This is a genomic window from Nocardioides montaniterrae (assembly GCF_054782655.1).
Genome location: NZ_BAAGSB010000002.1, coordinates 63,115 through 79,765, shown reverse-complemented (window position 1 = coordinate 79,765; position 16,651 = coordinate 63,115). Strand labels below are relative to the sequence as shown.

The following is a 16,651-nucleotide window of genomic DNA, read 5'->3' as shown; positions in this document are numbered from 1 at the left end:
AGCGAATTCGCTCCGCTCAGCAACCCGACCTCAGCCCAGACCGAGCTGCTTGGCCGACTCCTCGCGCATCTCGACCTTGCGGACCTTGCCGGTGACGGTCATCGGGAACTGGTCGACGACCATGACGTAGCGCGGGATCTTGTAGTGGGCGAGCCTGCCGTCGGCGTACGCCTTGACGGCGGCGGCGTCGAGTGGCGGGGCACCGGCGCGCATGCGGATCCAGGCGCACAGCTCCTCGCCGTACTTCTGGTCCGGGACGCCGATGACCTGGACGTCCTCGATGTCGGGGTGGGCGTAGAGGAAGTCCTCGATCTCGCGCGGGTAGATGTTCTCGCCACCGCGGATGACCATGTCCTTGATCCGGCCGACGATGTTGCAGTAGCCGTCCTCGCGCATCACCGCGAGGTCGCCGGTGTGCATCCAGCCGTCCTCGTCGATCGCCTCAGCGGTCTTGTCGGGGTCCTCCCAGTAGCCGAGCATCACGGAGTACCCGCGGGTGCAGAACTCCCCCGCCTCGCCACGCTCGACGGTCCGGCCGGTGACCGGGTCGACGATCTTGATCTCCACGTGCGGAGCGGCACGGCCGATGCTCGCGGTCCTGCGGTCGAGGTCGTCGTCGGCGCGGGTCTGGCAGCTGACCGGGCTGGTCTCGGTCATGCCGTAGGCGATCGACACCTCGGCCATGTGCATGTCGGCCAGGCAACGCTTCATCACCTCGACCGGGCAGACGGCGCCGGCCATGATGCCGGTGCGGAGGCTGCTGAGGTCGTAGGTGGCGAAGTCGGGGGCGTTCTGCATGGCGATGAACATCGTCGGCACGCCGTAGACCGCCGTGCAGCGCTCGTCCTGGACCGTCTTGAGCGTGATCGAGGGGTCGAACCCGGGCGCCGGGATGACCATCGTCGCGCCGTGCGTGGTGCAGCCGAGGTTGGCCATCACCATCCCGAAGCAGTGGTAGAAGGGCACCGGGATGCAGAGCCGGTCGTTCGCGGTGAAGCCGATGAGCTCGGTGACGAAGTAGCCGTTGTTGAGGATGTTGCGGTGGCTCAGCGTCGCGCCCTTGGGCCGGCCGGTCGTGCCCGAGGTGTACTGGATGTTGATCGGGTCATCCGGCTTCAGCGCCGCCATCCGCGTGCTGACGGCGTCGGGCGGGAGCGCCCGGCCGGAGTCGACGAGGGCGGCCCAGTCGTCGGTGTCGACGTACACGGTGCGCTCCAGGCGACCCGCGGCGATCGAGCCCGTCGCGATCACCTCGTCGACCATGTCGCGGTAGGCGCTGGTCTTGAAGGCGGTCTGGGTGAGCAGCAGCCGCAGGCCCGACTGGTTGATCGCGTAGGCGAGCTCGTGGGTGCGGTAGTTCGGGTTGACGTTGACCAGCACCGCGCCGATCTTGGCGCTGGCGAACTGCACCAGCGTCCACTCCGCACAGTTGGGCGCCCACATGCCGATCCGATCGCCCGGCTCGATGCCGGCCGCCATCAGGCCGCGCGCGACGTCGTTGACCGCGTCGTCGAGCTCACGCCAGGTCCAGCGGCGGCCGGTGGCGACCTCGACGAGGGCCTCGCCGTCGGGGTGTGCGGCGACCGTGCGCTCCAGGTTCGCACCGATCGTCTCGTCGAGGAGGGGCGTGCTGGTCTCGCCGGCGGCGTACGACTCGGTCATGGCGCCATTGTGGGCCGCTGCCAGCACCGCTGACACCCCCTTGTGGGGGCCGGGCGGCCCGGGTCAGGGCAGCAGGCCGCGGGTGCGCGCGACGACGATCGCCTCGTGCCGCGAGTGCGCGTCGAGGCGGACCAGGATGTCGCGCATGTACGACTTGACGGTCTGGGCGGAGAGGCCGAGGCGCTCGCCGACGACGGCGTACGTCGCCCCGGTCGCCACCTGCGCCAGCACGTCCGTCTCGCGGCTGCTGAGGGGCGAGCCGGCAGTCGGCTGCGGGGCGAGATCGCCGAGCAGGCGATCGGCGGCGTCCCGGGTGGTCGGGTCCGACGTCGTCGCCCGCAGGTGACACAGACCGGCCTGAGCCCGACGCAGCCGCTCGGTCGCCGTGGCCTCGAGTCGGCGCAGCTGGGCGGTGCGCTCCTCGATGCGCCGGTTGACCTCGTCCTCGACGGCAAGCTCGCGGGCCAACCACAGGCCGGTCCGGGCGACGGCGTCGAGCAGGCGATCGCCGTACCCGACCGCATCGCGGGCACCGGCGTACAGGACACCGCGGACAGCGCCGCCGAGCACCACCGGCGCCGCGACGACCGCACGGAGGCCCTCGGCACGGACGGGGCCGTCGTAGTGGTGGGAGATCTCCTCGGCACGGCTGTAGTCCGGGACGCCGATGGGCGTGCGCTCGTGCCAGCTGCGGCCGCCGAGTCCTCGGCCGCGGACGATCTCCAGGCCCTTGAGCGCGCCGGTGCGGGCGCCGTCGAAGTGGCCGAGGTGGAGCGTCCCCGCGTCGACCGAGCCGCCGAAGCCGATGCCGACGCCGGAGGCGGCACGCAGACGACGGAGCGCCTCGGCCCAGGCGCGACGTTCGGTGTCGGTCGGCTCCACGTGCTGACGATAGTCCTGCGGGGGCGGCACGGGTGACCGACGAACGTCCGTCAGGTTGCGAAACGCCGATGGGCGCGGGGTCCGAAGACCCACGCGCCCATCGGGCCGAAGCTGGCGATCAGAGGTCGAAGAGCGACCCTGCGCCGTGGATGTCCGCGTCGGTGCGCGGGGTGTGCGTCGCGCCCGAGGCGGGAGCGGCCGGCGCGGCCGGTGCAGCCGGAGCAGCCGGAGCGGCGGGGGCCTCGTCGGCGGCGGCCGGTTCCTCGGCGGGAGCCGAGTCCTCAGCAGGAGCCTCCTCAACGGCCGGCTCAGCCGGCGCAGCGTCCTCGACGAACGCCTGGGACACCGCGGACGGATCCGGGGCGGACGGCGCCTCCGGCTCCTCGGCGACGGGCTCCTCGGCGACGGGCTCCTCAGCAGCGGGCGTCGGCTCGGCAGCAGCGGTCTCCACCGGCTCGACCGCCGGAGCGGCCTCCGCAACCGGCTCGGCCGGCGTCTCGGCGGCCGGAGTGGCGGCGACCGGCGTGGCGGCCGGTGCAGCGGCAGCCACCGCGGCACCCTCCGGAGCCTCGATGTCGAACAGCGAGCCCGCGTTGTGGATGTCGACATCCGTGCGCGGGGTGCTGGCCGTGCCCGACGACGCAGCAGGCGCGGCCGGAGCGGCCTCGGCGGCGGGCGCCGGAGCGGACTCCGCAGTCGGAGCAGCCTCGGCAGCGGGGGTCTCGGCAGCCTCGACCGCCGCAGGCGCGGGCTCGGCCGGCGCCTCGGTCGACGCCTCCTCCGGTGCAGACTCCGCAACGGTGGAGGTCTCGGCAGGCGCGGCCGCCGGCGCGGCCGGAGCCTCAGCGGCCGGGATGTCGAACAACGAGCCCGACGACAGGTCGACCGGAGCACTCTGCGTGGCAGGCGCCGGAGCGGCCTCGGCAGCGGGAGCCGCGGGGGCGGCCTCGGCAGCCGGAGCAGCCGGAGCAGCCTCGGTCGGCGCGACGTCGAACAGCGAGCCCGAGCCCAGGTCGGCGGCAGGCTTGGCCTCCGCCGTCGGAGCAGCCTCTGCCGTCGGAGCGGCCGGAGCGGCCGGAGCGGCCGGGGCGAACTCGGTCGGAGCCACGTCGAACAACGAACCGGACGCAGCAGGCGCGGCCTCTGCGGCCGGAGCAGCAGGGGTCTCGGCAGGCTCGACCGGCGCAGGGGCCGGGGTGTCGAAGAGCGAGCCACCCGCGGCAGGGGCCTTGGCAGGAGCCGCCTCGGCAGCGGGGGCCTCGTCGAAGAGGGATCCACCGGCAGCCGGAGAAGCGGCGGGAGCCGCAGCCGGGGTCTCGGCAGGCGCGTCGCCGAACAGCGACGTACCCGACTCGGGCGCCTTGACCGGCTCGTCGACGGCGGTACCCGAGGCGACCGGCTCCGCGACCGGGTCGGCCTTGGCCGCGGCAGCACCGGCGGGCGTGCCCTGGCCGGGGGCCAGCTTGGTGGCCTGCTCGCCCTTGACCGACGCCAGCAGCATCTGCGCGACGTCGAGGACCTCGACCTCCTCGCGGGCGTCGCCGTCGGCCTGCATCTTGGTCAGGCCGTCGGCCAGCATCACGCGGCAGAACGGGCAACCCACGGCGACCTGGTCGGCACCCGTGCCGACGGCCTCGGCCGTGCGGTTGAGGTTGATCCGCTCGCCGATGGTCTCCTCCATCCACATGCGAGCGCCACCGGCGCCGCAGCAGAAGGACTTCTCGGAGTTGCGGGCCATCTCCAGGACGGTCGCGCCGGGCAGGGCCTCGAGGAGGTCGCGCGGCGGCGTGTAGACCTGGTTGTGGCGACCCAGGAAGCAGGGGTCGTGGTAGGTGATCGAGCGCTGGTGGGCGCCGGCGCCGTCCTTGACCGGGGTCAGCTTGCCTTCGCGCACGAGGCGGTTGAGCAGCTGCGTGTGGTGGACGACCTCGAGCTCGATGCCGAAGTCCTTGTACTCGTTCTTCAGCGTGTTGAAGCAGTGGGCACAGGTCGAGACGACCTTCTTGACCTTGAACTCCTTGAACGTCTCGACGTTCTGAGCGGCCAGGCCCTGGAAGACGAACTCGTTGCCCGCACGGCGAGCGGAGTCACCGGTGCAGGTCTCGCCGTTGCCCAGCACGCCGAACGAGACGCCCGCGATGTCGAGCAGCTCGGCGACGGCGCGGGTGGTCTTCTTCGCGCGGTCCTCGTAGGCACCGGCGCAGCCGACCCAGAACAGCCAGTCGACGGACTCGAGCGACTCGATGTCCTCGCCGACGACCTTGACGTCGAAGGGCAGGTCCTTGGCCCAGTCGAGTCGCGCGTTCGGCGACATGTTCCAGGGGTTGCCCTTGTTCTCCAGGCCCTTGAACAGGCCGTTGAGCTCGGAGGGGAAGTTGGACTCGACCAGCACCTGGTAGCGGCGCATGTCGATGAACTTGTCGACGTGCTCGATGTCGACCGGGCACTGCTGGACGCAGGCACCACAGTTGGTGCAGGACCACAGCGCGTCGGAGTCGATGACGAAGTCGCCGCCCTCCGGGTTGTAGAACCACTCGCCCTCGCCGGCCGAGCCGACCAGGGCCTTGTCGGCGGCACCCTCGACACCGGCCGCGGCGGCGTACGCGTGATCGCGCATGCCGATCATCATCAGCTTGGGCGAGAGCGGCTTCTCGGTGTTCCAGGCGGGGCACTGCGACTGGCAGCGACCACACTCGGTGCAGGTGGTGAAGTCGAGGATGTCCTTCCAGGAGAAGTCCCAGATGGAGCCGACGCCGAGGACGGAGTCCTCGTCGAGGTCATCGATGTCGTCGAGCGTGACGGGCTTGCCACCCGAGGTGAGCGGGCGGACGGCGCCGAGAGCGGTACCGCCGTCCTCCTCACGCTTGAACCAGATGTTGAACCAAGCGGTGAAGCGGTGCCAGGCCACACCCATCGTCAGGTTGGTGGAGATGACGATCAGCCAGAGCATCGCGGAGACGATCTTGATCGTCGCGATGACGTAGATGATCTGCTCGGACGCGTGCGCGCTGGTCGGGTAGAGGTGCGAGAAGAACTGCGAGAGCGGGAAGTGCAGACCGGTCGCGTGGTCGGCGGCCTCGCCGCCGTTGGCCTTGCCGAGGTTGTACTCCGCACCGCGGATGAACAGGATCGCGGAGCTCTCGAGGAGGACCATCGCCTCGACGAAGTAGGCCTGCCACATGGTCGAGCCGAAGAAGCGGCTCTGGCGGCCGAGCTTGGACGGCAGGTGGGTGACCCGGTAGATGATCAGCGGGATGATCGCCAGCGCGCCGAGGAGGCCGATCCACTCGGCGACCCACTCGTAGCCGAAGAACTTGCCGATGATCGGCCAGTTGAACTCCGGGTCGAAGAGCTGGAAGAACGCCTGCATGACGGCGGTCGACAGGATGATGAACGCCGAGAAGGCGAACCAGTGCAGGATGCCGACCCACGTCCACTGCAGCATGCGGGTGTGGAGAACGGTCTCCTTCAACATCGTCAGCGTGCGGCCCACGGGGTTGCCGGTGCGTCCGGGGGCCGGCTGGCCCTTCCGGATCACGCCGAGAACGGCGGACACACCACGTGCCGTCAACGCAACGGCCACCAGCGTGAACGCCAGTGACACCACGATCGCAACGGTCTGCAGCATTTCAGGCGGCTCCTCGTCGTCTGGGGATGCGCGCGCAAAGCGCGCCCCGTGAGCCTATGACGATTCGGAGGTTCCCGACCGCAAAGGCATGCCTTACCGGGCGGATCCTACCGGCGAGTAGCCCGGCGTAGCGCGTCGCGCACGGTCGCGACGGTCACACGCACCCGCGGATCGGGCGTCAGGACGGCCGCGAGCAGCGCGTTGAGCTCCTTCGTCGGCCGACCGCGGCCCTTGAGACGAGGTACGCCGGCAGCCGGCTGCGGCGGCAGGCCGGTGAGGGCGGCGTACAGCAGGCAGCCGAGGGCATAGGCGTCGCTCGCCGGTCCTGGGGGCACGCCGTCGTACAGCTCCGGAGCGAGGTACGCCGGTGTGCCGGCGAGCCGTTCGGTGAGGCTGATCGGCGCCCCGGCCCGGTGGGCGATGCCGAAGTCGGCCAGGTAGGCGGTCCAGCCGTCGCCACGGTTGCGCAGCAACACGTTCGACGGCTTGATGTCACGGTGGACAAGCCCGATCCGGTGGGCCTCGGTGAGGCCGTCGGCGACCTGGGCCACGATCTCGAGCGCCGTCGACAGCGGCGGCGGGCCGCTCGCGAGCCTCCTCGCGAGGTCGCCGTCGGGGGCCAGCTGCGTGGCGATGAACAGCTCCCCCTCGACCTCCCCGTGCGCGAACACCTTCGCCACGTGCGCGGAGTCGAGCGAGGCCTGGGCCTGTGCCTCCGCGGTGAACCGCATCCGGAAGTCGGGGTTCCGCGCGTGCTCGGGCTTGATCAGCTTGAGTGCGACCCGGCGATCCAGCACGTCCTCGGTCGCCTCGTAGACGGTCCCCATCCCGCCCACGCCGAGGCAGCGCTCGATCCGGTACGGACCGAGTCGGTCCCCGGACCAGCGCACGCCCGAGACCGGCGGCCCTGCCATGGGGTGAGGCTAACCCGATCGCCCGCAGCTCGGGCGCCAGACGGCGGGTGACGGGCGGGGCGAGCCCTCGCCCCGTCCGACACCCGACGTCAGAACATCAGGGCAGTGGCGGGGTCGTGGAGCAGCGAGGCGACGTCGGCGAGGAAGCCGGAGCCGGTGGCTCCGTCGATGTGGCGGTGGTCGAAGGAGATGGCCAGCGTCATCACGTCCCTCACCTCGATCTTCTCCCCCACCACCCACGGCTGCTTCTTGATCGCGCCGAGGCAGAGGATCGCGGACTCGCCGGGGTTGATGATCGGCGTACCGCCATCGATGCCGAAGACGCCGATGTTGGTGATGGTGAACGATCCACCGACCTGGTCGGCGGGCGGTGTCCGACCCTCACGGGCCACGGCCGTCAGGTCGCCGATGGCGGCGGCGAGCTCGACGAAGGACAGTGCGCCGGCGTCCTTGATGTTGGGGACGATCAGACCGCGCTGGGTGGCGGCGGCGATGCCGAGGTTGACCCGGTGCTTGATGACGACCTCGTGGGCCTCGTCGTCGAACCACGAGTTGAGCAGGGGGTGCTTGGCCAGCGCGAGCAGCACGGCCTTGGCGGCGACGGCCAACGGTGAGATGCGGACGTCGGCGAACTCCTTGCGGAGCCGGAGCCGGTCGCAGAGCTGGATGGTCTCGGTGACGTCGACCGTCACCCACTCGGTCACGTGGGGAGCACCGAACGCGGAGGCGGTCATCGCGGCCGCCATCTGCTTGCGCACCCCCTTGACCGGCTCGCGGGTCTCGGCGGGGCCGGCGGTCGAGCGGCGGCGAGGGGTCGCCGAGGCGACGGCGTCAGCCACCGAGCGCACGCGCGGACGGCGCTTCAGCTCTCGCTGGCGCGGGCCGTAGCCGACGAGCGTGGCCTGGCCCTCCGGCGGGACGTTCGTGTCGATCGGGCCCGGCGTGGGCGCCAGCGCGACCGGGTCCGGGAACTCACCGGGCATCGCGCGGCTCGCCTCGTGCTCGGCCTCGATCGGCGTCGCCACCTCGACCTCGGCAGGCTCCGCGGCGGCTGCGGCGGCTGCAGCGGAGGCCGAGCCGGGCTCACCGATCGTGATGATCGGAGTGCCGACCGTGACCTCCTGGCCCTCGGCGACGAGCAGGGCGGTGACCTCGCCGGCGTACGGCGACGGCAGCTCGACGATCGACTTGGCGGTCTCGATCTCGACGATGATGTCGTTGACCGCGATCGTGTCGCCGACCTTGACCCGCCAGGTGACGATCTCGGCCTCGGTCAGGCCCTCGCCGACGTCGGGCAGCTTGAACTCAGGCATCTCTTCTCTTCTTTCGGTGATCGAGCAGCGCGAGGCACGAGCGCATATCGAGATCAGAAGGTCATCGAGCGGTCGACGGCGTCGAGCACGCGGTCGAGGTCGGGCAGGAACGACTCCTCCACGCGGGCGGGCGGGTACGGCGTGTCCCAGCCCCCCACCCGCAGCACGGGCGCGTGCAGCTCGTGGAAGGCCGCCTCGGTGAGCCGGGCGGCGACCTCGGCACCCAGGCCGAGGTTCACGTGGGCCTCGTGGACCACGACGGCCCGGCCGGTGCGACGCACGGACTCCACGATCGGCTCCATGTCCAGCGGAGAGAGCGTGCGCAGGTCGATGACCTCCAGCGATCGACCCTCCTCGGCCGCGACCGTGGCCGCGTCGAGGCAGACGCCGACGGTCGGACCGTAGGCGATCAGCGTCGCGTCGACCCCCGGCCGCACCAGCCGCGAGGTCCACAGGGGCGGCGGGGTCGCGGCGTCGTCGACCTCGGCCTTGGTGGAGTGGTACTGGCGCTTGGGCTCGAGGAAGATCACCGGGTCGGGCGCCGCGATCGCCTGCTGGAGCATCCAGTAGGCGTCGACCGGGTTGGAGCAGGCGACGACCTTGAGCCCCGGCGTGTGCGCGAACTGCGCCTCCGGCGACTCGCTGTGGTGCTCGACCGCGCCGATGCCGCCGCCGAAGGGGATCCGGATCACCAGCGACATCGGCTGGCGGCCGGCGCTGCGGCCGTGCAGCTTGGCGACCTGGCAGACGATCTGGTCGTACGCCGGGTAGACGAACCCGTCGAACTGGATCTCGACCACCGGGCGGTAGCCGGCCATGGCCAGGCCGACGGCGGTGCCGACGATGCCCGACTCGGCCAGCGGCGTGTCCATGACCCGGTCGTCGCCGAAGTCCTTCTGCAGACCGTCGGTGACGCGGAAGACGCCGCCGAGCCGGCCGACGTCCTCGCCCATCACCAGGACCTTGGGGTCGTCCTCCATCGCGCGGCGCAGGCCCGCGTTGAGGGCCTTGGCGAGCGTCATCGTGGTGGTCGTCATGCGCCCTCCCCCGGGACGGCGCCGGCATCGACGAACGAGTGCTCATAGGCCAGGAACGCATCGCGCTGGGCGCGCAGCTCGTCGGGCATCTCGGCGTACACGCCGTCGAAGACCTGGGCGGGCGTCGGGTCGGGCAGCTCCCGGCACGCCGTACGCATCCGCTCGCCGAGCGCGTCGGCCTCGCCGGCCAGGTCGTGGAAGTAGTCGTCGTCGGCGAGGGCGTGGCGGCGCAGGTAGGCCTCGACGCGGGCCAGCGGGTCCTTGAGCTTCCAGCGCTCGACATCGTCGAGCAGCCGGTAGCGGGTCGGGTCGTCGGTGGTCGTGTGCGCGCCCATCCGGTAGGTGTACGCCTCGATGAGCATCGGCCCCTGGCCCTCACGGGCGCGCTGCAGGGCAGCCTTGGTGACGGCGTACGTCGCGAGCACGTCGTTGCCGTCCACGCGGACCCCCGGGAAGCCGAACCCGTCGGCACGACGGGCGAGCGGGATGCGGGAGACCTTGTCGATCGGCTCCGAGATCGCCCACTGGTTGTTCTGGCAGAAGAAGACGACCGGCGCATTGGCCCAGCCGGCGAAGACGAACGCCTCGTTGACATCGCCCTGCGACGAGGCGCCGTCGCCGAAGTGGGCCAGCACGGCGCAGTCCCGCGCGTCGTCGCCGGTGCCGACGACCCCGTCGCGCTGCAGGCCCATGGCGTAGCCGGTCGCGTGCAGGGTCTGCGCGCCGATCACGATCGTGTAGAGCGCGAAGCGCTTGTCGGCGGGGTCCCAGGCGCCGTACCCGACGCCGCGGAACAGGCCGAGGAGGTCGACCGGGTCCACGCCACGCACCCACGCGACGCCGTGCTCGCGGTAGGTCGGGAAGACGTAGTCCTGCGGCGCGAGCGCATGGGCGGCGCCGATCTGGGCGGCCTCCTGGCCGAGCAGCTGGGCCCACAGGCCGAGCTCGCCGTGGCGCTGCAGCGCGGTCGCCTCGGTGTCGAGGCGGCGGGCGAGGAACATGTCGCGGTACATCGCCCGCAACTGCTGGGGCGTGGGGTCGAAGGCGTAGTCCGGGTGCTCGACGCGCTCGCCCTCCGGCGTCAGCAGCTGGACCAGCTCCTGGTCCGGCTCGCTGGTCGCCGGCGGCCCGAAGACGGCGTCGATCATCTCGCGGTCGAGAGCGAACGGATCCTGCATGTCACCACTCCTGAGTCCCGCCGGCGTGACGTGGCCCACGTCGTGGCAAACCTACCTCCCGCGAGGCCGTCCGACGAGGGATCCGAGGAGCGCGACGAGGGCGACGGGGACGGCCACGAGGGCGATGTTGCGGGCGTACGTCGAGAGCCCCTCCAGCACCTGCCCGAGGAGGAGCCGGACCAGGTCGGTGTTGCCGACACCGGCGTGCGAGGCGGCGAACGACTCGGCCGAGGAGCGGCCGGCGATGATGACGAGGGCGACGACCGCGAGGGCACCCGCGCCGAAGGCGAGCGCGCGGAGCCGACCCCGCCAGCCGCTGGCCAGGAGGACCGCGCCGGCGACGAGCGCGAGCCAGAGGAACGGGCCGAGGGTGGCGACCCGGTTGAGCCAGGTGTACGCCGTGCGCCCCTGCTCCAGGCGCGCGTCGGTGGCCACGGGGATCCGCAGCGGGGTCCCGGCGAGCGGCTGGACCTGGAGCCCCCGCTGGGCCAGGCGCGCGAAGACGTCGTTGAGCAGCGGCGTGGCGTCCACGAAGACCAAGCCGGTCCGGTCGCCGGGGCGCTCGTGCATGACGGCCAGGAACTGGCGGTGCACGTCACGGTTGGCCTTGCGCCAGAAGGCCGGGAAGCCCGGCTCGTTGACGACGGCGACCGCAGCGGCCTTGATCAGGTCGCCCGCGAACGGCGGGGAGCCGACGGGCGAGCGTTCGGCCAGCATCTCAGCGACCGAGGCGCCGAGCGCGTTGCCGAACTGCTCGCGCAGGGCGGGGTCCTCGGCGAGCGGAGCGACGCTGGCGACGTACGCATCGGTGTGGGCGACCTTGCTCTCGGTCCACATCCCGACGATCACGATCGGGGCGAGCAGCGTCGCCAGGAGCAGCGCGACGACGGACAGGATCGGGCGGGAGCGCACCCGGCCACCGTAGTGGTGCGAAACTCACGCCGTGAGCACCGCGCCGCCTCCCCGTACGCCGGGCCGCTACCGCATCGCCCTGGTCTGCCTGGGCAACATCTGCCGCTCCCCCGTCGCCGACGTCGTCCTGTCGGCCCGGTTGCGGGACGCCGGGCTGGCGCCGGCGGTGGCCGTGGTGAGCGCCGGGACCGGCGACTGGCACGTCGGCGACCGCATGGACCGTCGTTCGGCGGCGACGCTGACGGCCGCCGGCTACGACCCGACGCGACACCGCGCCCAGCAGGTCGCGCCGTCGTGGCTCGACGAGTGCGACCTCGTGCTCGCGATGGACGCCACCAACCTGGCCGACCTCCGCGAGCTGGCCGGGAAGGCGGCCGATCCGAAGCGGCTAAAGCTCTTCGGCGACTTCGACCCCGCCCATCCCGGCGCCGACGTACCCGACCCCTACTACGGCGGCCCCGCCGGCTTCGACGTCGTCCTGGCGATGGTCGAGCGCACCTGCGAAGCGCTGGTCGCCGAGCTCCAGCACGTCCTCGGGGACGGGGTCGAGGACTAGCTCGAGGCGGGTCGTGCCCGACCGGCTCAGCAGCACGGTCGACGCGAGCAGCAGCCACACCGCGGTCAAGGTGACGGAGGTCCGCTGGACCAACCCGAGGACCGTGGTCTCGCCGGCGATCAGCAGGGTCGCGGTCAGGAGCGCGTCGGCCAGGCCACCCAGCACGGCGGCCCCGCCGATGGCCGCGATCACGCGCCGCAGCGAGGGCCGGACCCGGGCCCGGCGCAGTGCTCGGCTGCACACCACGAGCAGGAGCAGGAAGGACACCGTCTCCAGCGCGCTGATCACGCCGTGCGGCTCGCTCACCCGGCCCCACCACTCACTGGTCCCGACATGGCCGAAGACGAAGCCCGACGAGGAGGACGACGAGGAGGACGAGCCTGAGTAGGTGTAGGTCTGGCGGAGCGGGAGCGCAGCCTCCACGGCACAGCAGGCGCCGAGGAAGGCCAGCAGCGCCCACGTCGCCAGCCACCGGCGGGCGATGACGGCGGCCAGGACGGCCCCGGCCACGAGGACGACACCGCCGCCGGCATCGATGGCGCGGAACAGGTCGTGATAGGGCTGGCTGCCCACCGAGAGCTCGCTGACGAAGCTCGTGGTGACGTCGGCCCGCACCGGCAGCACGAGCTGCAGCACCCAATCGGCGTAGCTCAGGGCGCCGAGGCCCAGGAGGATCGCCGCGAGGGAGCGCAGAACCGCCGACACGTGGTCACCCTAAGCGCAGATCGGTCCGCAACGGTGCGGAACTCAGCGAAGTCAGGCGTCGAAGTCGACGCCGCGGACGACGCGGAGGACGTCGTACGCCGTCCGCACCTGCTGCTCGTCGAGGACACCGAGGCCGAACTCGATCTCCATGAGCGCGGCGGTGGCCTTCTTCAGGACCCGCTTGCCGTCGCCGGTGAGCGAGGCGAGGACCCGTCGACGGTCGGTCTGGTCGACCTCGCGCTTGACGAGATTCTGCTCGACGAGCCGGTCGATGGCGTTGGTGACCGAGGTCGGGTGCACCATCAGCCGCTGGCCGATCCGGCTGAGCGCGAGCTTGCCGGTGCGGCTGAACGAGAGCAGGACGAGCACCTCGTAGCGGGCGAACGTGATGCCGTAGGGCTTCAGCACCCGGTCGAACTCCCCGATCAGCAGCTGCTGCACGCGCATGATCGACGTCGCGAGCCGCATCGGCCCGGCATCACCGATCCGCGTCTCCCACAGCTCGCCCGCACGCTCGATCGGGTCGAACGGCAACGGCGTCCGCTCGCTCATGGACCAGATCCTACGGGCGCCGGGTCGATCTAGGAATTACTTGGAAGACCTAGTAATATTCCTAGGGAGTCCTAGTAATTCTGCGCACAGCCCCCGGAGCGCCCGTGTCGAAGCCCGTCCTGCACCGCCCGTCCCACCCGGTCCGCCTGATCACCGCCAGCAGCCTGTTCGACGGCCACGACGCCTCGATCAACATCATGCGGCGCATCCTCCAGTCGCAGGGCTGCGAAGTCATCCACCTGGGCCACAACCGCAGCGTGGCAGAGATCGTCGAGGCAGCGATCGAGGAGGACGTGCAGGGCGTCGCCGTGTCGTCCTACCAGGGCGGCCACGTCGAGTTCTTCGAGTACCTCGTGCAGACGCTCCGCGAGCGCGGGGCCGCGCACGTCAAGGTCGTCGGCGGCGGCGGAGGCGTGATCGTCGCCGAGGAGATCGAGCGGCTGCGCCGCTCCGGCGTCACGATCTTCTCCCCCGAGGACGGCCAGCGACTCGGTCTGCCGGGCATGGTCAACACCGTCGTCGAGGCGTGCGACTTCGACCCATGGACGGTCGCGCCCGTGACCGCCGACCAGGTGCTCGCCGGCGACCGCGGCGCCGTCGCCCGCGCGATCACCGGCGCCGAGTCGGGTGAGCTCGGTGCCGCCTTCCTCGCCACCGTCCGCGAGGCGGCCGCCCGGCGCCACGTGCCCGTGCTCGGCATCACCGGCACGGGCGGCTCGGGCAAGTCCAGCCTCACCGACGAGCTCGTCCGCCGCCTCCGGGTCGACCAGCAGGACAAGATCCGGGTCGCGGTCATCGCCATCGACCCCACCCGCCGCAAGGGCGGCGGCGCACTGCTCGGCGACCGGATCCGGATGAACAGCCTGGACCTGACCAGCGAGGGCATGGACCGCGACCGCGTCCTCTTCCGGTCGCTGGCCACCCGGGGGGCCCACGAGGTCCCCGAGCACCTCGCCGACGTCATCGACCTGGTCAAGGCCTCCGGCTTCGACCTGGTGGTGGTGGAGACGCCCGGCATCGGCCAGGGCGATGCGGCGATCGTGCCGTTCGTCGACACCTCGCTCTACGTCATGACGCCCGAGTTCGGCGCCGCCTCCCAGCTGGAGAAGATCGACATGCTCGACTTCGCCGACGTCGTCGCGATCAACAAGTTCGAGCGGCGGGGTGCCGAGGACGCGCTGCGCGACGTCGGCCGTCAGCTCGTCCGCAACCGCGAGGCGTTCGGCCAGCAGCCCTCCGACATGCCCGTCTTCGGCACGTCCGCGGCGACATTCGACGACGACGGCGTGACGGCGCTCTACCAGCACCTGCGCGGCCTCCTGGTCGACAAGGGCCTCCCGGCGGGCGAGGGTCGCCTCCCCCAGGTCGAGGGCAAGTCCTCCACCCGCATCCAGCAGGTCCTGCCGGCGTCCCGTATCCGCTACCTCGCCGACATCGCCGCGACGGTCCGCGGCTACCACGCCACCACCGACGAGCTCGTCGCCAAGGCCCGCCGGGCGCAGGCGTTCGCGACGGTCGCCGCCGAGGTTGGTTTCGACACGCCGCTCGCTGGCGCTCGCGGCTACTCAACCAACGAGACCTTCGGCAGCGTGGCGCAGCAAGCGTCGCGAGATCTGCCGGAGCACGTGCGCGCCGAGCTCGAGCAGTGGCCCACCACGGTCCAGGCGTACGCCGACGACACGGCCGCCAACGGACGCGAGTCGCTCGCGGGCAACCGGATCGCCCGGGTCGCCGTACCCCGGACCCAGGACCACGGCGAGCTGATCTCGTTCCTGCGCCGCGAGAACCTGCCCGGCCGCTTCCCCTTCACCGGCGGCGTGTTCCCGTTCAAGCGCCAGGGCGAGGACCCGGCCCGCATGTTCGCCGGCGAGGGCGACCCGGCCCGCACCAACAAGCGGTTCAAGCTGCTCGTCGAGGGCCAGCCGGCCGCCCGCCTGTCGACGGCGTTCGACTCGGTGACGCTCTATGGCCGCGACCCCGACGAGCGCCCCGACGTCTACGGCAAGGTCGGCACGTCCGGCGTCTCCGTGGCCACGCTCGACGACATGCAGGAGCTGTTCGGCGGCATCGACCTGCTCGCCCCGACCACCAGCGTGAGCATGACGATCAACGGTCCCGCGCCGACGGTGCTGGCGTTCTTCCTCAACACCGTCCTCGAGCAGGCCGGGCAGCAGGGAGTCGACCCGGCGACCGCGCTGAGCACGGTCCGCGGCACGGTCCAGGCCGACATCCTCAAGGAGGACCAGGGCCAGAACACCTGCCTGTTCTCCACCGAGTTCTCGCTGCGCTGCATGGCCGACATGCAGGAGTGGTTCATCCAGAACAAGGTCCGCAACTTCTACTCGGTCTCGGTCTCCGGCTATCACATCGCCGAGGCCGGCGCGAACCCCATCAGCCAGCTCGCGTTCACGCTCGCCAACGGCTTCACCTACGTCGAGTCCTACCTCGCGCGCGGCATGGACATCGACGACTTCGCGCCGAACCTGTCGTTCTTCTTCTCCAACGGCATGGACCCCGAGTACACCGTCATGGGCCGCGTCGCGCGCCGCATCTGGGCGATCGCGATGAAGGAGCGCTACGGCGCCTCCGAGCGCTCGCAGAAGCTGAAGTACCACATCCAGACCTCCGGACGGTCCCTGCACGCTCAGGAGATGAGCTTCAACGACATCCGGACGACGCTGCAGGCCCTGTGTGCGACGTACGACAACGCCAACAGCCTGCACACGAACGCCTACGACGAGGCCGTCACCACCCCGTCGCCGGAGTCCGTACGCCGCGCCCTGGCGATCCAGCTCGTCATCAACCGCGAGTGGGGCCTGGCCATGAACGAGAACCCGCTGCAGGGCTCGTACGTCGTCGACGAGCTGACCGATCTCGTCGAGGAGGCGGTGCTGACCGAGTTCGACCGGATCTCCGAGCGCGGTGGGGTCCTGGGCGCGATGGAGACCGGCTACCAGCGCGGCCGGATCCAGGACGAGTCGATGCTCTACGAGCACCGCAAGCACGACGGCTCTCTGCCGATCATCGGCGTCAACACCTTCCGTGCGCCCGAGGGCGAGCCGCCGGTCGAGGTCGACCTGATGCGGGCGAGCGAGGACGAGAAGCGGTCCCAGCTCGAGCGCGTGCGCGACTTCCAGCAGGCACACCGCGACGAGGCCGCCGAGGCCATCGCCCGCCTCAAGACCGTGGCCGTCGAGGGCGGGAACGTCTTCGCCGAGCTGATGTCCGCGGCACGGGTCTGCTCGCTGGGCCAGGTCACCGAGGCGTTCTTCGAGGTCGGCGGCCAGTACCGCCGGAACGTCTGACCGAACG

General features: G+C 71.3%; 11 protein-coding genes and 1 pseudogene. 2 read left to right on the top strand and 10 right to left on the bottom strand.

The genetic code is table 11. The annotated features are described in order from the left end of the window. Positions 1 to 30: 30 nt before the first annotated feature. The 8 genes from ACYVJ3_RS03775 to ACYVJ3_RS03740 form a co-directional block, all read right to left on the bottom strand. Positions 31 to 1,662: an AMP-binding protein gene (locus tag ACYVJ3_RS03775; RefSeq protein ID WP_460851173.1), complete on the bottom strand. Its 1,632-nt coding sequence runs from the start codon at positions 1,660 to 1,662 to the stop codon at positions 31 to 33. A 63-nt stretch (positions 1,663 to 1,725) separates the two neighbouring features. Beyond that, complete coding sequence (locus ACYVJ3_RS03770; RefSeq protein ID WP_460851172.1) at positions 1,726 to 2,544, bottom strand: LuxR C-terminal-related transcriptional regulator; 819 nt, start codon at positions 2,542 to 2,544, stop codon at positions 1,726 to 1,728. A 118-nt stretch (positions 2,545 to 2,662) separates the two neighbouring features. After that, the gene (locus ACYVJ3_RS03765) at positions 2,663 to 6,172 is read right to left on the bottom strand and encodes a (Fe-S)-binding protein (protein WP_460851171.1); all 3,510 of its coding nucleotides are present in this window, start codon (positions 6,170 to 6,172) and stop codon (positions 2,663 to 2,665) included. A 107-nt stretch (positions 6,173 to 6,279) separates the two neighbouring features. Next, on the bottom strand, positions 6,280 to 7,086 hold the full coding sequence (locus tag ACYVJ3_RS03760) for a serine/threonine-protein kinase (protein ID WP_460851170.1): 807 nt from the start codon (positions 7,084 to 7,086) through the stop codon (positions 6,280 to 6,282). An 89-nt stretch (positions 7,087 to 7,175) separates the two neighbouring features. Next, positions 7,176 to 8,399, bottom strand: coding sequence for a dihydrolipoamide acetyltransferase family protein (locus ACYVJ3_RS03755; RefSeq protein WP_460851169.1), 1,224 nt, complete (start codon positions 8,397 to 8,399; stop codon positions 7,176 to 7,178). 53 nt (positions 8,400 to 8,452) lie between these two features. Further along, positions 8,453 to 9,436 (bottom strand): alpha-ketoacid dehydrogenase subunit beta, encoded by a 984-nt coding sequence (locus ACYVJ3_RS03750; protein WP_460851168.1) that lies wholly within the window; start codon positions 9,434 to 9,436, stop codon positions 8,453 to 8,455. After that, positions 9,433 to 10,614, bottom strand: coding sequence for a pyruvate dehydrogenase (acetyl-transferring) E1 component subunit alpha (pdhA, locus tag ACYVJ3_RS03745; RefSeq protein ID WP_460851167.1), 1,182 nt, complete (start codon positions 10,612 to 10,614; stop codon positions 9,433 to 9,435). Before pdhA ends, ACYVJ3_RS03750 begins: the two co-directional genes overlap by 4 nt. A gap of 51 nt (positions 10,615 to 10,665) precedes the next feature. Then, positions 10,666 to 11,526, bottom strand: coding sequence for a serine/threonine-protein kinase (locus tag ACYVJ3_RS03740; protein ID WP_460851166.1), 861 nt, complete (start codon positions 11,524 to 11,526; stop codon positions 10,666 to 10,668). Positions 11,527 to 11,557: 31 nt separating this feature from the next. On the opposite strand from ACYVJ3_RS03740, the gene ACYVJ3_RS03735 reads away from it, so the two are divergent. Continuing rightward, on the top strand, positions 11,558 to 12,082 hold the full coding sequence (locus tag ACYVJ3_RS03735; RefSeq protein ID WP_460851165.1) for a low molecular weight protein-tyrosine-phosphatase: 525 nt from the start codon (positions 11,558 to 11,560) through the stop codon (positions 12,080 to 12,082). Between the two features lie 51 nt (positions 12,083 to 12,133). Here the strand turns inward: ACYVJ3_RS03735 and ACYVJ3_RS03730 are convergent. Together ACYVJ3_RS03730 and ACYVJ3_RS03725 are read right to left on the bottom strand one after the other, a co-directional pair. Next, positions 12,134 to 12,787 (bottom strand): annotated as a pseudogene (locus ACYVJ3_RS03730) (DUF998 domain-containing protein); the annotation flags it as partial. A gap of 51 nt (positions 12,788 to 12,838) precedes the next feature. Next, entirely contained in the window at positions 12,839 to 13,339 is a 501-nt protein-coding gene (locus ACYVJ3_RS03725) for a MarR family winged helix-turn-helix transcriptional regulator (RefSeq protein WP_460851164.1), read from the bottom strand. A gap of 104 nt (positions 13,340 to 13,443) precedes the next feature. Here ACYVJ3_RS03725 and icmF point away from each other — a divergent pair, with 104 nt between their 5' ends. Continuing rightward, positions 13,444 to 16,644 (top strand): fused isobutyryl-CoA mutase/GTPase IcmF, encoded by a 3,201-nt coding sequence (gene icmF / locus ACYVJ3_RS03720; protein WP_460851162.1) that lies wholly within the window; start codon positions 13,444 to 13,446, stop codon positions 16,642 to 16,644. Positions 16,645 to 16,651 lie beyond the last annotated feature (7 nt).

What these genes read in the sequence shown, in the direction of transcription:
- ACYVJ3_RS03775 (WP_460851173.1), bottom strand. Translation starts at nt 1,662, where the DNA reads ATGACCGAGTCGTACGCCGCCGGCGAGACCAGCACGCCCCTCCTCGAC.
- ACYVJ3_RS03750 (WP_460851168.1), bottom strand. Translation starts at nt 9,436, where the DNA reads ATGACGACCACCACGATGACGCTCGCCAAGGCCCTCAACGCGGGCCTG.
- ACYVJ3_RS03760 (WP_460851170.1), bottom strand. Translation starts at nt 7,086, where the DNA reads ATGGCAGGGCCGCCGGTCTCGGGCGTGCGCTGGTCCGGGGACCGACTC.
- ACYVJ3_RS03725 (WP_460851164.1), bottom strand. Translation starts at nt 13,339, where the DNA reads ATGAGCGAGCGGACGCCGTTGCCGTTCGACCCGATCGAGCGTGCGGGC.
- pdhA (WP_460851167.1), bottom strand. Translation starts at nt 10,614, where the DNA reads ATGCAGGATCCGTTCGCTCTCGACCGCGAGATGATCGACGCCGTCTTC.
- ACYVJ3_RS03765 (WP_460851171.1), bottom strand. Translation starts at nt 6,172, where the DNA reads ATGCTGCAGACCGTTGCGATCGTGGTGTCACTGGCGTTCACGCTGGTG.
- ACYVJ3_RS03755 (WP_460851169.1), bottom strand. Translation starts at nt 8,399, where the DNA reads ATGCCTGAGTTCAAGCTGCCCGACGTCGGCGAGGGCCTGACCGAGGCC.